The organism is Bradyrhizobium aeschynomenes, assembly GCF_013178945.1.
Taxonomy (GTDB): domain Bacteria; phylum Pseudomonadota; class Alphaproteobacteria; order Rhizobiales; family Xanthobacteraceae; genus Bradyrhizobium; species Bradyrhizobium aeschynomenes.
This window is the reverse complement of the sequence record NZ_JABFDM010000005.1, coordinates 391585-407264: the sequence shown is the minus strand read 5'-3', so window position 1 is coordinate 407264 and position 15680 is coordinate 391585. Positions and strand designations below refer to the sequence as shown.

Annotated in this window: 14 protein-coding genes; 3 read left to right on the top strand and 11 right to left on the bottom strand. The window is 65.8% G+C overall.

Translation table 11 applies throughout. From position 1 onward, the window contains the following. Positions 1-112 precede the first annotated feature (112 nt). From flhB to flgB, 6 genes are all read right to left on the bottom strand, one after another. A complete protein-coding gene (gene flhB, locus HL666_RS17490; RefSeq protein ID WP_172114392.1) occupies positions 113-1192 on the bottom strand; it encodes a flagellar biosynthesis protein FlhB in 1080 nt (359 codons plus the stop codon). A gap of 14 nt (positions 1193-1206) precedes the next feature. Further along, positions 1207-1974: a flagellar biosynthetic protein FliR gene (gene fliR, locus HL666_RS17485; protein WP_172114393.1), complete on the bottom strand. Its 768-nt coding sequence runs from the start codon at positions 1972-1974 to the stop codon at positions 1207-1209. 215 nt (positions 1975-2189) lie between these two features. Beyond that, on the bottom strand, positions 2190-2453 hold the full coding sequence (gene fliQ / locus HL666_RS17480; RefSeq protein ID WP_008965881.1) for a flagellar biosynthesis protein FliQ: 264 nt from the start codon (positions 2451-2453) through the stop codon (positions 2190-2192). Between the two features lie 140 nt (positions 2454-2593). Further along, entirely contained in the window at positions 2594-2950 is a 357-nt protein-coding gene (gene fliE / locus HL666_RS17475) for a flagellar hook-basal body complex protein FliE (protein ID WP_172114394.1), read from the bottom strand. 16 nt (positions 2951-2966) lie between these two features. Beyond that, positions 2967-3392: a flagellar basal body rod protein FlgC gene (flgC, locus tag HL666_RS17470; RefSeq protein WP_172114395.1), complete on the bottom strand. Its 426-nt coding sequence runs from the start codon at positions 3390-3392 to the stop codon at positions 2967-2969. Positions 3393-3421: 29 nt separating this feature from the next. Beyond that, positions 3422-3829, bottom strand: a complete 408-nt coding sequence (flgB, locus tag HL666_RS17465; protein ID WP_172114396.1) for a flagellar basal body rod protein FlgB — start codon at positions 3827-3829, stop codon at positions 3422-3424. A gap of 357 nt (positions 3830-4186) precedes the next feature. On the opposite strand from flgB, the gene HL666_RS17460 reads away from it, so the two are divergent. From HL666_RS17460 to HL666_RS17450, 3 genes are all read left to right on the top strand, one after another. Next, positions 4187-5242, top strand: coding sequence for a flagellar biosynthetic protein FliO (locus HL666_RS17460; RefSeq protein ID WP_172182824.1), 1056 nt, complete (start codon positions 4187-4189; stop codon positions 5240-5242). Beyond that, entirely contained in the window at positions 5239-5994 is a 756-nt protein-coding gene (gene fliP / locus HL666_RS17455) for a flagellar type III secretion system pore protein FliP (RefSeq protein ID WP_172134703.1), read from the top strand. The genes HL666_RS17460 and fliP overlap by 4 nt, the downstream gene beginning before the upstream one ends. Before the next feature lie 664 nt (positions 5995-6658). Continuing rightward, complete coding sequence (locus tag HL666_RS17450; RefSeq protein ID WP_172182636.1) at positions 6659-8797, top strand: PQQ-dependent dehydrogenase, methanol/ethanol family; 2139 nt, start codon at positions 6659-6661, stop codon at positions 8795-8797. 42 nt (positions 8798-8839) lie between these two features. Here HL666_RS17450 and HL666_RS17445 read toward each other — a convergent pair whose 3' ends face one another. The 5 genes from HL666_RS17445 to fliL all read right to left on the bottom strand — a co-directional run bounded on the left by HL666_RS17445 (position 8840) and on the right by fliL (position 15648). Continuing rightward, positions 8840-12583: a tetratricopeptide repeat protein gene (locus HL666_RS17445; RefSeq protein ID WP_172182634.1), complete on the bottom strand. Its 3744-nt coding sequence runs from the start codon at positions 12581-12583 to the stop codon at positions 8840-8842. Positions 12584-12687: 104 nt separating this feature from the next. Next, positions 12688-13458 (bottom strand): MotE family protein, encoded by a 771-nt coding sequence (locus HL666_RS17440; protein ID WP_172182632.1) that lies wholly within the window; start codon positions 13456-13458, stop codon positions 12688-12690. Further along, positions 13455-13934, bottom strand: a complete 480-nt coding sequence (locus HL666_RS17435; protein WP_172114402.1) for a DUF6468 domain-containing protein — start codon at positions 13932-13934, stop codon at positions 13455-13457. Before HL666_RS17435 ends, HL666_RS17440 begins: the two co-directional genes overlap by 4 nt. Continuing rightward, positions 13931-15133, bottom strand: coding sequence for a flagellar motor switch protein FliM (gene fliM / locus HL666_RS17430; RefSeq protein ID WP_172114403.1), 1203 nt, complete (start codon positions 15131-15133; stop codon positions 13931-13933). Before fliM ends, HL666_RS17435 begins: the two co-directional genes overlap by 4 nt. Positions 15134-15153: 20 nt before the next feature. Then, positions 15154-15648 carry a flagellar basal body-associated protein FliL gene (gene fliL / locus HL666_RS17425; RefSeq protein ID WP_172114404.1) on the bottom strand — a complete coding sequence of 165 codons (495 nt, stop codon included), beginning with the start codon at positions 15646-15648 and terminating at the stop codon, positions 15154-15156. Positions 15649-15680 lie beyond the last annotated feature (32 nt).

Genomic DNA, 15680 nt, shown 5'->3' with positions numbered 1-15680 from the left:
GTGCGGCCCCCGCTTCCACCTGCCTGAATCGACGGGTCAAGCGCAAGCCCGTCAAGCCGATATTCCATGATTTATCCGTATTTTGCGGCCCGATCCTGGAGCGAATCGGTTGTCATCGCGGGCGCCCCGACAGGTTGCGCCGCAGCCCCATCACGTAGCCGATGATCTCCGCGACCGCGTGATAATGTTCCACCGGGATTTCCTCGTCGATCTCGACCGTGGCATAGAGCGCGCGGGCCAGCGGCACGTTCTCGACGATCGGGATGTCGTGCGCCTTGGCGACTTCCCGGATCTTGAAGGCGATGTTGTCGACGCCCTTGGCGACGCAGACCGGCGCGGACATGCCGCGCTCATAGGACAGCGCGACCGAGTAGTGGGTCGGGTTGGTGATGATGACGGAGGCCTTGGGAACCGCCGCCATCATGCGCTTCTTCATGCGCTGCTGACGGATCTGCCGGATGCGGCCCTTGACGTGCGGGTCGCCTTCGGACTGCTTGAACTCCTCCTTCATCTCCTGCAGCGACATCTTCTGCCGCTCGTACCATTGCCGGTACTGGAACAGGTAGTCGCCGATGGCGACGAGGGCGAGCAGCGCCACCACCGAGCCCATCAGATGCGTGGTCAGCGAGATCGTGACGCCGAGCAGCTCGCTGATATCCATGTGCAGCAGCGATTCCAGGCGCAGCCGCTCCGGCCACAGGATCATCACCATGACGGTGCCGAGCAGCACCAGCTTGAAGATGCCCTTGGCGAAGTTGGCCGCGGCCTGCTTGCCGAACAACCGCTTGGCTCCGGCCAGCGGCGAGATCTTGCTCAGGCTCGGCTTCATCGGCTCGCCCGACCAGACCAGGCGATGCTGCATCATGTTGCCGGCGATCGCCGCCAGCATCACCATCAGGATCGGCACGCCGATGGCGGCGATCACGGTGAACGACAGGCTGCGCGCCAGCGCCAGCAGGCCCGCGCCGTCGGTGTGGATCATCCAGGAATTGGCGATCAGGTTCCGCATCGGCACCAGCACGGCGGCACCGATCGAGCCCGAGAAAGTCGTCATCACCAACGTCGCGGCGGCGATCACGAACCAGGTGTTGAGCTCCTGGCTCTTGACGACGTCGCCGCGCTCGAGCGCCTGGTCGAGGCGTTTTTGCGTCGGGTCTTCTGTTTTGTCTTCGGAATCGGCTTCATCGGCCATCGATCAGGCTCCCCTCACCGCGGCATCATCTCGTGAAGGACGCCTTCGAAATAGCCGATGAACGATCCCATCATCGCGGTGAGAACCAGCGCGAAGATCATGAATCCGATCAGGATGGAGAGCGGCGCACCGACGAAATACACCTGCATCTGCGGCATCAGCCGCGCCAGCACGCCAAGCCCGATATTGAAGACGAGACCGAACACCAGGAATGGCGCCGACAATTGCAGCCCGATCTTGAAAGCGGCGGCAAAGGCCTTGGTGGCCAGCGAAGCGACGTCGCCGCTCGGGATCAGTTCGCCGGGCGCGAAGATCTTGTAGCTGTCGCTCAGCGCAGCAATGACCAGATGATGGCTGTCGGTCGAGAACAGCAGGGTCACGCCGAGCATGGTCAGGAAGTTGCCGATCAGGACACCCTGCTGGCCCTGCGTCGGATCGACCGCGGTGACGAAGCCGAGCCCCATCTGCTGCGCGATCACCGAGCCGGCGACCTGCAGCGCCGACAGCGTCACCCGCGCGGTCGCGCCGAGCACGATGCCGATCACGATCTCGTGGACCATCATCACCAGCAGCGGCGCCATCGCCTGCAGGTCGATCTGATAGGCCTGACGGTGCAGCGGCAGCACGACCATCGTGAGCAGCAGCGCGGTCGCGAGCTTGATGCGAACGGGAATGTTGACCTCGCCGAGGCCCGGCAACAGCATCACCATCGCGCCGATACGCGCGAAGGCCAGCATGAACACCGCCGCCAGGGTCGGAAGAAACGAGATGTCGATGCGCATCGTCCGCGGTCCCGGCGCCGGCAACCGCAAGCTGCTGCGGCACGCCGGTCTGCGAAGAAAAGACCGGACAGGAAACAGCTTGGCAACCGGCCTGCAGAGCGCCGGGCCGAAAGGCCGCTTGCGCCCGATCGAAAACGGCAGTGCCCCCCGGACTGCCCTTCACGACCGGTCGCAACGCCTCCAAGCAGGACAGCTCTGCCGCGCCGGACATTGCCTCATCCGCCGATGATTCGCGACGAGATCCGCATCATGTGCGAATGCAGCGCATCGGCCATGAACGGCAGCGCCAGCAGCAGCGTCACGAAGATCGCGATGATCTTCGGCACGAACACCAGCGTCTGCTCCTGAATCTGCGTCAGCGCCTGGAACAGCGAGACCACCACGCCGACCACGAGGCCGACCACCATCAGCGGCGACGACACCAGCACGATCGTCCAGATCGCATCGCGCGCCACGTCGAGCGTTTCAGCTCCGGTCATGTCCTCTCGCCCCTCGTCGTCGGTCGGCGCCTGATCGGGCGACCTTGCATTGCGCACGGCTCCGGCACATCCGGCCCCGCAGATCATGCGACGTGACACGCCCTGTGCGCGTCACGTCGTTCAAGCGCCCGCAGGCGGCCTCAGATCGTCATCTTCATGACGTCCTCATAGGCTTGGATCACGCGGTCGCGCACCGAGACCAGCGTCGACACCGCGACGTCGGTCTCGGCGACCGCGGTGACGACGTCCATCACATTTGCCTTGCCCGAGGCCATCGCGACCGTCTGGCTGTCGGACTTGCGCCCGGCCTCCACGACGCTGCCGATCGCATCCTTCAGCACCGCGCTGAACGACGGACCACCCTTGTCGGCGACGGCGCCACTGCCGAGCACGTCGCGCACGCGCGCAAGACCGCCGAAGGCATTGCCCGAACCGCTGGTGTCGAGCACGCGGGCGGAGTTCGCATAGGCATTTGCTGCGGAGATTGGGGAGGCCATGACTTTCGTTCCTGTCCTAGGTCTTCAGAATGTCGAGTGTGCGTTGGATCATGCGGCGCGTGGCGCCGATGATGTTCAAGTTCGCCTCGTAGGACCGCTGAGCATCACGCATGTCGGTCATCTCGATGAGCGGATTGACGTTGGGGTACTTGACATTGCCGGACGCGTCCGCGGCCGGGTTACTGGGGTCGTATTTGACGCGGAACGAAGATTGATCGGGCACCACCTTGCCGAGCGTCACCACCTTGGCGTCCAGCGCGCGGTCGAGCGCCGAACTGAAGGTCGGGACCTTGCGGCGATACGGATCGCCGCCCGCTTTCGCCGCGGTCGAGTCGGCATTGGCGATGTTCTCGGAAATGACGCGCATGCGCCCCGCCTGCGCACGCAGGCCTGACGTCGCGATGCTCATCGAGCGCAGGAAATCGCTGGAGTCGTTTGCCATGCTTGTCGGTCTCCGTCCTTAGCTCCGGCTCAGGCCTTGCCGATCGCCGTCTTCAACAAACGCAGGCTCTTGCCGTAGAGCGAGGTCGCGGCTGCATAGTCCATCTGGTTGGCGGAGACCTTGAGCATCTCCTCCTCGAGGCTGACGGCATTGCCGGCCGGCCGCGTCAGAAATCCCACCTTCCGATTCTGGTCGAAGCTCGCATTGTCGCCCGACGACGGCGCAATGTGCGCCGCGCTGGTGCGCGTCAGAGTCAATGCGGCGAAGCCGCCCACCGGCTGGCCGGTTGAATTGAACTTCGGCTCAACCAGATCCTTGGGCTTGAAGTTCGGCGTGTCCGAGTTGGACACGTTTTCGGACAGCACGCGCTGGCGCTCCTGATGCCATTGCATCTTCGTCCGCAACGCCGACAGGACGGGGAGATCGTTGATGGACATCGCGCTGCTCGGTTGTGTCCGGCTACCGGACGGTTTGGGTAGGTAGAAATTGCCGTGCATATGGTTAACGGAGAGTTAAGAAACGGTATGCCGGACACCGGGACTATCCCGGGGTTTTGACACTTTCTTAGGAAAGTGCGGGTCGGCCGGCTGATCGATGCATCAATTCGGGACGGGGGACCTCGCCAAGAAGTCGTTTTGGCCCGGCCGATTCATGGGTTATTAAGATACCGAGCGGCAGATCCTGCCGTTTTGCGTTAACGGGTTGGTTCCGGTTCTGAAGGCCTCGTTCACTGACGCGACTGCGTCGGGCACAGGAGAGACTTCGAAAGGACGCGGTATTTGCCGGGGACAGAGATGCAGGCGCTGACGTTCTTTTTTGCTTTCGTAGCCGTGCTGGCGTTGATCGGCCTTGCCGCATGGCTGGTTCGTCGATTCGCCGGCAATCGCCTCGGCACGAACCCGAATCGCGGCCGCATGCCCCGGCTCGCCGTGATCGATGCCGCTGCCGTCGACGGCCGCCGCCGGCTCGTGCTGGTGCGTCGTGATAACATAGAGCATCTCCTGATGATCGGCGGGCCGACCGACATCGTCGTCGAATCCAACATCGTGCGGGCGATGCCGGCACGCGAGCAGTTGCCGCAACGGCCGGGCCTCAATGCCGAACAGCCGGCGGCGCGCATCGCGCCGGCGCAGGACGCGCCGTCCTGGACCGACAACGAGCCGAAGCCCGAGGCCGCCGAGCTTGCGGAGGTGCCGGTTCCGGAGTTGCCGCTCCGTCCGCAGCGTCCTTCGTTCATCGACGAGGTTCGCCGCACCGCACCGGCAGCGGGCGAGCGGCGCGAGCCGCCGCCGCCCTTTCCGCCCGAGCCGCCGCTGCCGCCGCGCCGGCCTGCCCCGCGCCCCGAGATGCGCGCAGAGCCGCGCGGGGGCGACGAGGCCCGCCTGGAACCGCGCCCCGAGCGGGCTGCTGGCCGCGGCGAGCAGGTGATGCCGCGACCGCTGCGGCCAGCCGAGCCGCGCCAGGCCGAAGCACAGCGCCCGCCCGAGGGCCCTCGGCTGCCGCCGGCTCGCGCCGAGCGAGCCGAACGGGTAGAACGCGCCGAGCAGGCCGAGCGCGTGGCCGCGCCGCCGCTTCCACCGGTCGCCCAGATGCCTGCGCCGCCCCCGGCGGCGCCGCCGCCAGCGCCGGTGGATCAGAGCGCCGAGGCCAATCTGGCCGAGATGGCGCAGCGTCTGGAGGCGGCGTTGCGGCGCCCGACGTCCGAGCCGCAAGCGGCGTCAGGCGGCCCCGCAGCGCTCCGCCCCGCGCGCAGCGAGCCGGCAGCGGCGCCTGCTGCGCCCAAGACGAGCTTCGAGAATCTGGAGGACGAGATGGCCTCGCTGCTCGGACGTCCGAAGTCCTCTCAGTGAGATCGCGCAGCTTCCCGCGTAGAGTTGTCCTCATCGCTGTCCTGATTGCCGCCGGCTCGTTCGCGGGGAGCGCGGCTGCGCAGGACATCAGCATCAATCTCGGCGGCGCCGGCGGTGGCGGCGTCACCGAGCGCGCCGTCCAGTTGATCGCCCTGCTCACGGTGCTGTCGATCGCACCGTCGATCCTGATCATGATGACGTCGTTCACGCGCATCGTGGTCGTGCTGTCGCTGCTGCGCACGGCGATGGGCACGGCGACCGCGCCGCCCAACTCCGTCATCATCGCGCTCGCGATGTTCCTGACCGCGTTCGTCATGGGCCCGATACTGCAGAAATCCTACGAGGACGGCATCCGGCCGCTGGTCGAGAACCAGATCGGCGTCGAGGACGCGTTGCAGCGCGCCTCGGTGCCGTTGCGCGGCTTCATGCAGAAGAACGTGCGTGAGAAGGACCTCAAGCTGTTCATCGACCTCTCGGGCGAGGCGCCGCCGGCGACGCCCGACGACCTGTCGCTGCGCATCCTGGTGCCGGCTTTCATGATCTCCGAACTCAAGCGCGCTTTCGAGATCGGCTTCCTGCTGTTCCTGCCGTTCCTGATCATCGACCTGGTCGTCGCCTCGGTGCTGATGTCGATGGGCATGATGATGCTGCCGCCCGTGGTGGTGTCGCTGCCGTTCAAGCTGATCTTCTTCGTGCTCGTCGACGGCTGGTCGCTGGTCGCAGGCAGCCTGGTGCAGAGCTACGGCGGGTAGCGGCGCAACGACGATCACCGCGGCACGCTTTCCTCCGGGGCAAGCTCGTTCCCCTTCCCGAGGCAAGCTCTTTCTCCTCTCCATGAACGCGCCGGTTGGCGCGTTCATGGTCGGTGTGCAGCCCCCACCCTTGAGTGCCAAGACCTCATGGTGAGGAGCGCCGCACGCGCGTCTCGAACCATGAGGCCACAGTTCGAGGCTCGCCCTTCGAGATGCTCGCCTGCCGCCGGCTCCTCAGGGAGCGGGTCGCCACCGAGATTGACCGACAAGGAATCGTCGCAGCGAGCCGGGTCGCGCCGGCGAGAGGCTGATCCGCTCGCCGCAAGCGCGGCACCGCGCCCGAGCCAAAAGAAAGTCTCCGGCCCTTGGGAAGCCGGAGACGAAGGTGGATCCTGGAAAGATGATGAATGCACGAAGCGTAGTTCGCGACGCGTGGTGTGTGAACCCTGAAATTTGTGACGGCGCTTCGGGACAGAACTCGCGGTCAGATCGGGAAATTGTCCACGGCGCTGCAGGAAGAATTGGATGGGACAACTATCAAACAAGGACAATTAGTTGTTGTGATCGCTGCAGCGGCGACTTTGTCGGTTCCGTTTCTTGACGCTCACTTTCATCCGCCCCTACGATGCAAGAAGGATCCGACAGAGATCCAGGGAGGAACGATATGGAAGTCAGACAAGGTGTGCATCGAGCAAGAGTTCGGTCCGCTGTTCGCGCGGCTGCCATTCTTTGCGTGGCGCTCGCCATTCCCGCGGGCGGAACGACAGCCGAGGAATTGACGCCGGATCGCATCAAGGCGACGATGTCCGCCGTCGACAGCGCCATGATCAAGGCCAATGCCGCGACGTCGAAGGATTGGCCGACCATCGGCCTCGACTATGGCGAGACGCGCTTCAGCAAGCTCGACAAGATCAACACCGACAACGTCAAGGAGCTCGGGCTCGCCTGGAGTTATAATCTCGAATCCGAGCGCGGCATCGAGGCGACGCCCGTCGTGGTCGACGGCATCATGTATCAGACGGCATCGTGGAGCGTCGTGCATGCGATCGATGCCCGCACTAGCAAGAAGATCTGGACCTTCGATCCCGGCGTCAAGCGCGAGATCGGCTACAAGGGCTGCTGCGACGTCGTCAATCGCGGCGTCGCCATCTACAAGGGCAAGGTGTTCGTCGGTGCCTATGACGGGCGGCTGATCGCGCTCGATGCCGCGACCGGCCAGAAGGTCTGGGAAAAGGACACGCTGATCGATCACGAGCACTCCTACACCATCACCGGTGCGCCGCGCGCGTTCAACGGCAAGGTGGTGATCGGCCAGGGCGGCGCTGAGTATGGCGCGCGCGGCTACATCACCGCCTATGACACCGAGACCGGCAACCAGCTGTGGCGCTGGTTCACCATCCCCGGCGATCCGTCGAAGCCGTTCGAGGACGAGTCGATGGCCGCGGCGGCGAAGACCTGGGATCCCTCGACCAAATACTGGATCAATGGCGGTGGCGGCACGCCATGGGATACGATCACCTACGACCCCGACCTGAACATGGTCTATCTCGGCACCGGCAACGGCGCGCCGTGGAATCGCAAGATCCGCAGCCCGTCCGGCGGCGACAACCTCTATCTCGCCTCCATCGTGGCGCTGAACGCCGACACCGGCAAATACATCTGGCACTATCAGGAGACGCCCGGCGATCACTGGGACTACACCTCGACCCAGCCGATGATCCTGGCCGACATCACCATCGACGGCGCCCCGCGCAAGGTGATCCTGCACGCGCCGAAGAACGGCTTCTTCTTCGTGATCGACCGCACCAACGGCAAGTTCATCTCGGCCAAGAACTTCGTCGATGTGAACTGGGCGACCGGCTATGATGCCAATGGCCGTCCGATCGAGGTGCCCGCCGCGCGCGGCGATGATCCCTACGACTCCATTCCGGGCCCCTATGGTGCGCATAACTGGCACCCGATGTCGTTCAATCCGCAGACCGGCCTCGTCTATCTGCCAGCGCAGAACATCCCGGTGAACCTCACGCCGGAGAAGAACTTCGTCAACAACGCCCCGACGCCCGGCAAGTTCGGCGGCGTCACCGCGTGGAATCTCGGCTTCGCCTTGAACGCGACGCCGCCGAAGGCGCCGGCATTCGGGCGGCTTCTCGCGTGGGATCCGGTACAGCAGAAGGAGGTCTGGCGGATCGAGCACGCCTCGCCGTGGAACGGCGGCACGCTGACGACGGCCGGCAATCTCGTGTTCCAGGGCACCGCGGACGGCCGCTTCGTCGCCTATGACGCCCGCAACGGCAAGATGCTGTGGGAGACGCCGACGGGCACCGGCGTCGTCGCCGCGCCGTCGACCTACATGATCGACGGCGTGCAATATGTCTCGATCGCGGTCGGCTGGGGCGGCGTCTACGGCCTTGCCGCCCGCGCCACCGAGCTGCGCACGCCCGGCACCATCTACACCTTCGCGGTCGGCGCCAAGGCGAAACTGCCGGAGTTCGTGAAGTACCAGACCGAGGGCCTGCTGCAGGGCGTGAAATACGACCCCAAGGACGTGCCCGAGGGCACCGCGCTCTATGTCGCCGCCTGCGCCACCTGCCATGGCGTGCCCGGCGTCGACCGCGGCGGCAACATCCGCAATCTCGGCTACGTGCCGGCCGAGGAGATCACCAAGCTGAAGGACATCGTCTTCAACGGACCGTTCCGCGACCGCGGCATGCCTGATTTCACCGGCAAGCTGAAGGAGGAGGATGTCGTGAAGATCCAGGCCTTCATCCAGGCGACGGCCGACGCGATCAGGCCGAAGAAGTAGCAGGGCGCCTTCGCCTCAGGCCGACATCCAGCGGCGCCGTGATCAGCGGCCGGCGATCGCCTGCTTGACGCCCTGGATGCGCGGCAGGGCGCCGGTGGATTCGAGGCCGGGCTTGGCGGCATCCTTGCCGGCATCCGGGCCCTTGCCGGTGGCGTCGGGGAACCGCGCCTTCATGTCGCGCAGGAAGCCGTCGAGCGTATCGACACCCGCCGCCATCTTGGCGATCTGGGCGAACTCCGCGCTCGATCCACTGGCCGGCCTGCTGGCGACGTCGAAGGCGAGCTTGTCGGCCTCACCGGTCATCAGCGGTGCGTATTTCTCGCGGAAGCGGGCGAGGCCGATCGCATCGTCCGCCAGCGCATAGCCGACCACGGCGCGCAGGATGTCGCCGCGCTCGGCCGGATTGAGCGGACGGAAATCGCGCCAGCGGTCGCCGTAATACAGTTCGATCTGCTCCGACGCCTCGCGCCAGCGCCGCGACGCCCAGTAGATGTCGGAGCGCAGCCGGATAGCCTCGCGCCCCGCCACATTGGTGATGATGTCGAGCCCGAGATCGTGGCGTCCGATATCGCTGTTGGCACGCGCCTCCAGCAGCAGCCGCTGCTGACGCAGTTCGCCGGAGAGATCGGCGATGCGGGTGGTGCGCAGCGCCTCGATGGCACGGTCCGGCTTGCGGTTGGTGAGGTACACCATGGCGAGGCGGGCTGCGACCTGGGCGCGCGCGGCGCCTTCGAGACGGTGATCGACCTGATACTGCAAGAGCTCGGCGGCCTGGTCGAGCAGGTCGATGCCGACCAGGCGGTCGGCGAGCTTGCGGATCATCTCGTCGCCGCGACGCCCGATCGGGGTCAGCTCGCGAAAGCCGTAGAAGATGCTGAGCGCGTCGACCGGCGGCAGTTCGTCGGCCTTGCCGCTCAGGAACAGCTGCGAGAACAGCCGCTGCGCGGCGTCCTGCGCCTGCCGCGCCATGTCCGAGTTCGGCATCAGGCGGGTCGCCATGCGCGCGGCCTCGAGCGAGTCGGCATAGCGGCCCGCCTCCTCGTAGAGCTGCGACATCATCTGCAGGGTCTGCACCTCGATGGCGTCGCCGCGCCAGGTCGCCTGCAAGGTCTCCAGCTCCTTCAACGCATCCGCCGGCTTGATCTCGCCGCGCTTTTGCAGGAGCTTGATCTCGAACAGCTTGGCTTCCGCGGCGGCCGGGCGATCGTTCGAGTTGATGGCGAACCTGTACTCGTCCAGCGCATCCTTCTCCTGCGCCATGGCCTCGGCGAGCCGGCCGCGCAGCACGGCGACATCGGGCTTCATGTCCGCGGGCACGCCGATCACGTCGAGCTCGGCGCGGCGCTTGGCGGCGCCTGCGAAATCCTTGATCTCGAGCGAGGCCTTCATCGCATCGGAGGTCACGATCCGCTGCAGGTCGAGCGGCAGCGAGGCGATGGCGAATTCGACGTTCTTCAGCTTCTCGCGCGCGTCGGCAAACTTGCCCTGCCGTGCGAAGGCGAGGCCCTTCCACATCTGCGAGTCGAAATTGTTGCCGATCGAGGAATTGGCGAGATCCTTCAGCCCCTGGTCCGGACGTCCCATCAGGATGCTGGCGACGGCGTGGATCATCAGCATCGCCGTCTCGTCGGTGCGCGGATCGTCGTCCGAGATCATCAGATTGGTGATGCCGCGCGCCTCGGGATACATGCCGCGCGCCATGTAGAAGCGCGCCAGCGCAAGGCGGGCCTGGGCACGCCGCTCCGGCTCGGCGTTGGCCGCAGTCCTGATCAGCAGGTCCTCGCGCGGCACGAAGGGCTGCGTCTGGTTCTGCTGCCATTCATCGATGTCGAACATCGGCCTGACCGCGGTCGGCGCACGCTCCGGCGAGAAGCCGATCGAGGACAGCGTCAGCCCGCCCGGCCGACCCAGGATCACCTTGTCGGGCGCGATCTCGACGGCAACGTCGTCGGAGTTCGGACGCACCGCGATGCCGTGAATGGAATCCAGCAGCGACAAATCGACGAAATCCTGCCGCTTGATGAAGCCGCGGATCGGCGGCGGCGCCGTCACCACCAGCAGCGTATCGCCGGCGTCGGGATCGGTCAGGCGATGCAGCATCCCGGCTCCGGGGTTGGCGAGCGGCACCATGACGTTGGCGAGCGCGGGATCGGTGACGTTGCGCATCACCATCAGCGGCTGCTGATTGGTCTGGCCCTTGTCGGCGAAGGACAAGGTCCAGCTGCGGCCGCCATCGTCGCTACCGAGCGAATGCATCTGCGGCCGGTTGAGGCGGATGCGGATCGCCTGGCCCTTGTCGAGCGCGACCCGGTTGACCTCGCCGATGATCGCGCCGCCCTTGGCCCTGATCGGTTCGACGTCGACGGGCTTGGTCGAATCGAACACCATCCACACCGTGTCGCCACGGCGGAACAGCGCGGCGGGCGTGACCTGGCCGAAGCCGAAGGTCAGTCGCAGGCCCTCGCTGTCGCGCAGCGCCTCGAGCGTCGCGGCACCGGTCGCAGGCTTCTCCGCCGGCTTTTCCATCGTCTTGGGTGCCTCGGCCATTTCGGGCTGGGCCGCTTCCATCTTCGGAGCTTCGGCCTTGGCGGCCTCCGACTTCACAACGTCAGACTTGGCCGGCTCGGACTTGGCAGGCTCAGGCCTCGCCGCCTCAAGCTTGGCTGCCTCGGGCTTGGCAGCCTCGAGCTTGGCAGGCTCGGGAGCGGCTTCCGCCTTGCTCGTAACCGCGGGGGCCGGCTCGGCTGCGGGCTCGGTCGCTGGAGCAGCGACGGCGGGCTTGGCCTCCGCCTTCATCTCCTTGGCGATGGTCTCGGAGGTCGGCGGCACGATCTCCGGCTGCGCAGCCTGCTTTGGCTTCTCGCCATTGGGCTTGTCGCCGCTGGACTTGTCGGCGGCGGCCGCCTTGGCGCCCGGCAGCGTGTCGGAGGAGACCGCGGCCACCTTCTTGTCCGGTTGCACATAGGCGATGTCGATGTTGTAGTTCTTCTCCTCGCGGAAGGCGTGGACGTCGACCTCGCCGATCAGGCCGATCTCGACCACGGTCTTGCTGCCGTCGATGCGCTGGTTGATCGCCGCGACGTTCGGCGGCGACACGATCTTGGCGTCGGCGAGATCGAAGTTGAGCGGCGCGTTGAAGAACAGCGACATCTTCTGGTCGTTCATCACCGAGGAGATGCCGACGCCGTCGGGAATCTCGAACACGAACCGCACGAAGGTCGGCTGCACCAGCGCGCGCACGCGAATCGGCGGCCGCTTCTTCGACTCCGCCTCGGCGCGCTGCAGCCGCAGCGCCTTCTCGGCGGCGCGGGCGCGCTCGGCGAGCTCGCGCACGACCTCGGCCGGCAGCGGCGGCGGCGCGCCGGTCCAACTGTCCGGTAGCAGGTCGATGAAGACGCGCTCGCCGGCCGTCATGGTGTTGACTCGCACCTTACGCGACAACGACAGCCGCAGCGCCGAACCGTCGGGATCGCCGCGCGCCGAGGAGATGTAGTCGGGCGCCGCGTCGACCCAGCGGTCGATCGGCACGTTGGCGGGACGATCGAACTTGATCAGCAGGATCGAGCCGGCGGTGGTCACGTCGGCCCCGACATCCTCGGAGAATTTCAGCACCAGACGGGCATAGCCGTTCTGGGCGGACAGGCTGGCCTCGCCCGGCACCGGCGCGGCGCCGGCGGCGACCGTCGACAGCATCAGCCCGATCACGATGGCCGACAGCAGGGCTAGGCCGGCGCGGATGCGCGCGCGGGCCTGCGACCGCAATCCTATGGGAGACGTGCGCGCCATGGTCACAAGCTTCCAGTTCGACATCCGCTGACTTGACGGATACGCCTGCCCCGCCAAGCCGGAAGTCTAGGATCCGGCGTTTAAGGGGGCATTAAACATGCGGCTCAATTGCTTTTCACAGGCACGATCTTGCCCTCGATCTTCGGCAGCTCGGCGCTGGCTTCCGGCCGGTCGGCGCCAGCCCGGCGGGCGAGCTCGACGGTGAGACGCTCCGCCGCCTCCGGCGTCATCAGGCCGAGAATGTCGGACATTTTCCGCGGCGCGATCTGCGAGGCGATCTCGATCAGGACGGACATGTCGAGCCGGTCGAACACCTTGGCGGCGTCCTTGGGCTTCATGCCCTCATACATTGTGACGATGCTCTTGAAGCGGGCGTTGTCGGCTTCGGCCTTGGCGGCTTGCGCGCCGGAGATACGACCCTCGATCGCCTTCATCTCCTCGGTCTTCGACTGGATGCGCTGCTCGGCGGCGCGCAACAGGCTCTCGCGGATGTCGATCTCGCGCTGGCGCGCCTCGAGCTCCTGGCGGCGCGACTGCAACCGCTCGAGGATTGCCTTCTCCGTCGGGGAGACCTGCTGCTGGTTCTCCTCCGGCTTGATCACGATGCCGTCGGGCTTGGTGTCGGGAGCGGCAGGCTTCGGCGCCTCCTCCTTCTTCTCCTTCGGCGCGCCGTGGGTCGAGCCAGTGACGATGTCATTGTCCTCACGTCCCGGATAGCCGAGGTTCTCCTGGGCCCAGGACCGCTTCGAGGATTGCGGATCATAGTCGAACACGTAGCCGCCATCGATCACGAGGCCGGCCACCTTCAGGACCGCGAGGCAAGCCACCGCGATCAGGACGACGGGAATGACGCGGATGTTACGGAACGCATTCATGCGGCAAGGCCACCGGTCCTTCGACGTTCAGAGAATGCCTGGGCCGCGGCGGCAACCGCCTTGGCGCCGGAGACGCGCACCGGCTCGGCCATCGCGGCCGGCGCAGGCGCGGCCGCCGGCTCGGGCACGGCGTCAGGCGAGGTGATGGGCCGCGCAGCGCTCGCGATCCGCGACAGCCGGCGCACCACGCCATCGCTCTCGGCGAGCTGCTTCCTGAGCTGATCGGACATCTGCGTCGCCGCAGCGAGCTGATTGCCGAGATTGTCGTTGACGTCGCGCACCGCGAGCTTGAGGCCGCCGATCGCGCGCTCGGCGATCTCGGTCGCGGTGATCAGCTCCGCGATCACGGCCTTCAGCGAATGCTCGTCGGCCTTCAGCCGCTTCAGCCTGGAGTTCAGCAGCATGCAATAGCCGATGGTCAGCACCAGAAGGACCGCCACCAGGCTTTCGATGATCAATCCGAGGGAATGGTTCATTGGGCCTCCATCAACTTGTTCTGGCCTTCGGAGCCTTCGAACATCGCAAGCGTCGTATTCGGCTTGCGCAAATTCTTGGTGACACGGATCGCGACGCGGTCGCCGACGCGACCCATGCGTCCTTCCGTCAGCATGGTGCTGCCGCAGCGGACCGCGACCAGCGCATCGGGCCTGATGTCGAGCGGCAGGGTGTCGCCGACCTTCAGCTTCATCAGCTGCTTCAGCGGCACGTCGGCCTCGTAGAGCACGGCATCGACGGCGATCTCGGCCTTGGTGATCTCGGTGGCGAAGTGGCCTTCCCAGACGGGATCGCGGCCGAACTTCTCACCCATGAACATCTGCAACAGCACGGGCCGGATCGGCTCGATGGTCGCATAGGGCAGCAACAACTCGATATTGCCGCCGCGGTCCTCCATGTCGATCCGGAGTTTCACGAGGATCGCGGCATTGGCGGGCCGGCTGATCGCGGCGAAACGCGGATTGGTCTCGAGCCGGTCGATCGTGAAGCGCACCGGCGAGAGCGGCCGGAACGCCTGCTCGGCATCGGCCAGCACCACCTCGATCAGGCGCTTGACCAGGTTGGTCTCGATGGTCGTGTAGGGGCGGCCCTCGACGCGCAGCTGGGTGTTGCCGCGGCGGCCGCCGAGCAGCACGTCGATGATCGAATAGATCAGCGTCGAATCGACGGTGGCGAGCCCGAAATTCTCCCACTCCTCCGCCTTGAAGACGCTGAGCACGGCCGGCAGCGGAATCGAGTTCATGTAGTCGCCGAAGCGGACCGAGGTGATGCGGTCGAGCGAGACTTCGACGTTGTCCGAGGTGAAATTGCGCAGAGAGGTCGTCATCAGCCGCACCAGGCGGTCGAAGACGATTTCGAGCATCGGCAGGCGCTCGTAGGACACCATCGCCGAATCGATGATGGCGCGAATGCCGGAATGGTCGTCGAGATTGACCTCGCCGGCGGTGAAGCCGAGGAGATTGTCGATCTCCTCCTGCGACAGCACCCGCTCGCCGCCGTTCTTGGTGGCGCCGAAATCGCGGCTGCCGTCCTCGACCATCGCGGCCCATTGCAGGGCCATCGATTCCGTGAGTTCATTGGCTGCTGCGGCTTCCGCGGCCTCTGTGGGATCCTCCGAATCGAGCGAGGCCTCCCATTGCGCGGCTATCGCATCTTGGTCGACTTGATCGTTGCCCGCCATGATCGTTGAGCTTCTTTGCCTTACTGGACCACGATTTCCTTGAACAACACCGCGTTGACCTGGTTGGGCGCCAGCGCGACGTTGACCCGCTTGGTGAGCTCCTCCTTGAGCCGGAACAGGCCCGCCGAGCCGTTGAGGTCGCTCGGCCGGAGCTCGCGCAAATAGGTCTGGAAGATGTCGGTGACGCGCGGCAGGGTCGGCTTGATCGCCTCGATCTGCTTCTCTTCCTTCACCTCGAGCACGATCTTCACTTTCAGATATTGGACGCGGTCACCGGGATTGCCGACCAAGTTGACCAGCAGGTCGGGCACCTCGACGAAGGCCGGCGGCTTCGGCGGCGGCGCCGCCTCGGCGTGATGCTCGTCGGCCTTGTGGCTGAAGAAAAAGAAATAGGCCGCGCCGCCGACTCCGAGCAGCGCCAACGCACCGACGACCATGATGATCAGCTTGAGCTTGCTCTTCGGCGAGCCGAGTTGCTCCTCGCCTTCGCCTGCTCCGCCTTCATTCTCAGCCATGGCCTTCGGATCCTCTAGGACAGTCGAACCGA

Coding starts and splice junctions, on each gene's coding strand:
- fliQ (WP_008965881.1), bottom strand. CDS start 2,453: ATGACCGGAGCTGAAACGCTCGACGTGGCGCGCGATGCGATCTGGACG.
- flgB (WP_172114396.1), bottom strand. CDS start 3,829: ATGTCCATCAACGATCTCCCCGTCCTGTCGGCGTTGCGGACGAAGATG.
- HL666_RS17460 (WP_172182824.1), top strand. CDS start 4,187: ATGCAGGCGCTGACGTTCTTTTTTGCTTTCGTAGCCGTGCTGGCGTTG.
- fliR (WP_172114393.1), bottom strand. CDS start 1,974: ATGCGCATCGACATCTCGTTTCTTCCGACCCTGGCGGCGGTGTTCATG.
- HL666_RS17435 (WP_172114402.1), bottom strand. CDS start 13,934: ATGAACCATTCCCTCGGATTGATCATCGAAAGCCTGGTGGCGGTCCTT.
- HL666_RS17445 (WP_172182634.1), bottom strand. CDS start 12,583: ATGGCGCGCACGTCTCCCATAGGATTGCGGTCGCAGGCCCGCGCGCGC.
- fliL (WP_172114404.1), bottom strand. CDS start 15,648: ATGGCTGAGAATGAAGGCGGAGCAGGCGAAGGCGAGGAGCAACTCGGC.
- HL666_RS17450 (WP_172182636.1), top strand. CDS start 6,659: ATGGAAGTCAGACAAGGTGTGCATCGAGCAAGAGTTCGGTCCGCTGTT.
- flhB (WP_172114392.1), bottom strand. CDS start 1,192: ATGGCCGATGAAGCCGATTCCGAAGACAAAACAGAAGACCCGACGCAA.
- fliM (WP_172114403.1), bottom strand. CDS start 15,133: ATGGCGGGCAACGATCAAGTCGACCAAGATGCGATAGCCGCGCAATGG.
- fliE (WP_172114394.1), bottom strand. CDS start 2,950: ATGGCCTCCCCAATCTCCGCAGCAAATGCCTATGCGAACTCCGCCCGC.
- HL666_RS17440 (WP_172182632.1), bottom strand. CDS start 13,458: ATGAATGCGTTCCGTAACATCCGCGTCATTCCCGTCGTCCTGATCGCG.
- flgC (WP_172114395.1), bottom strand. CDS start 3,392: ATGGCAAACGACTCCAGCGATTTCCTGCGCTCGATGAGCATCGCGACG.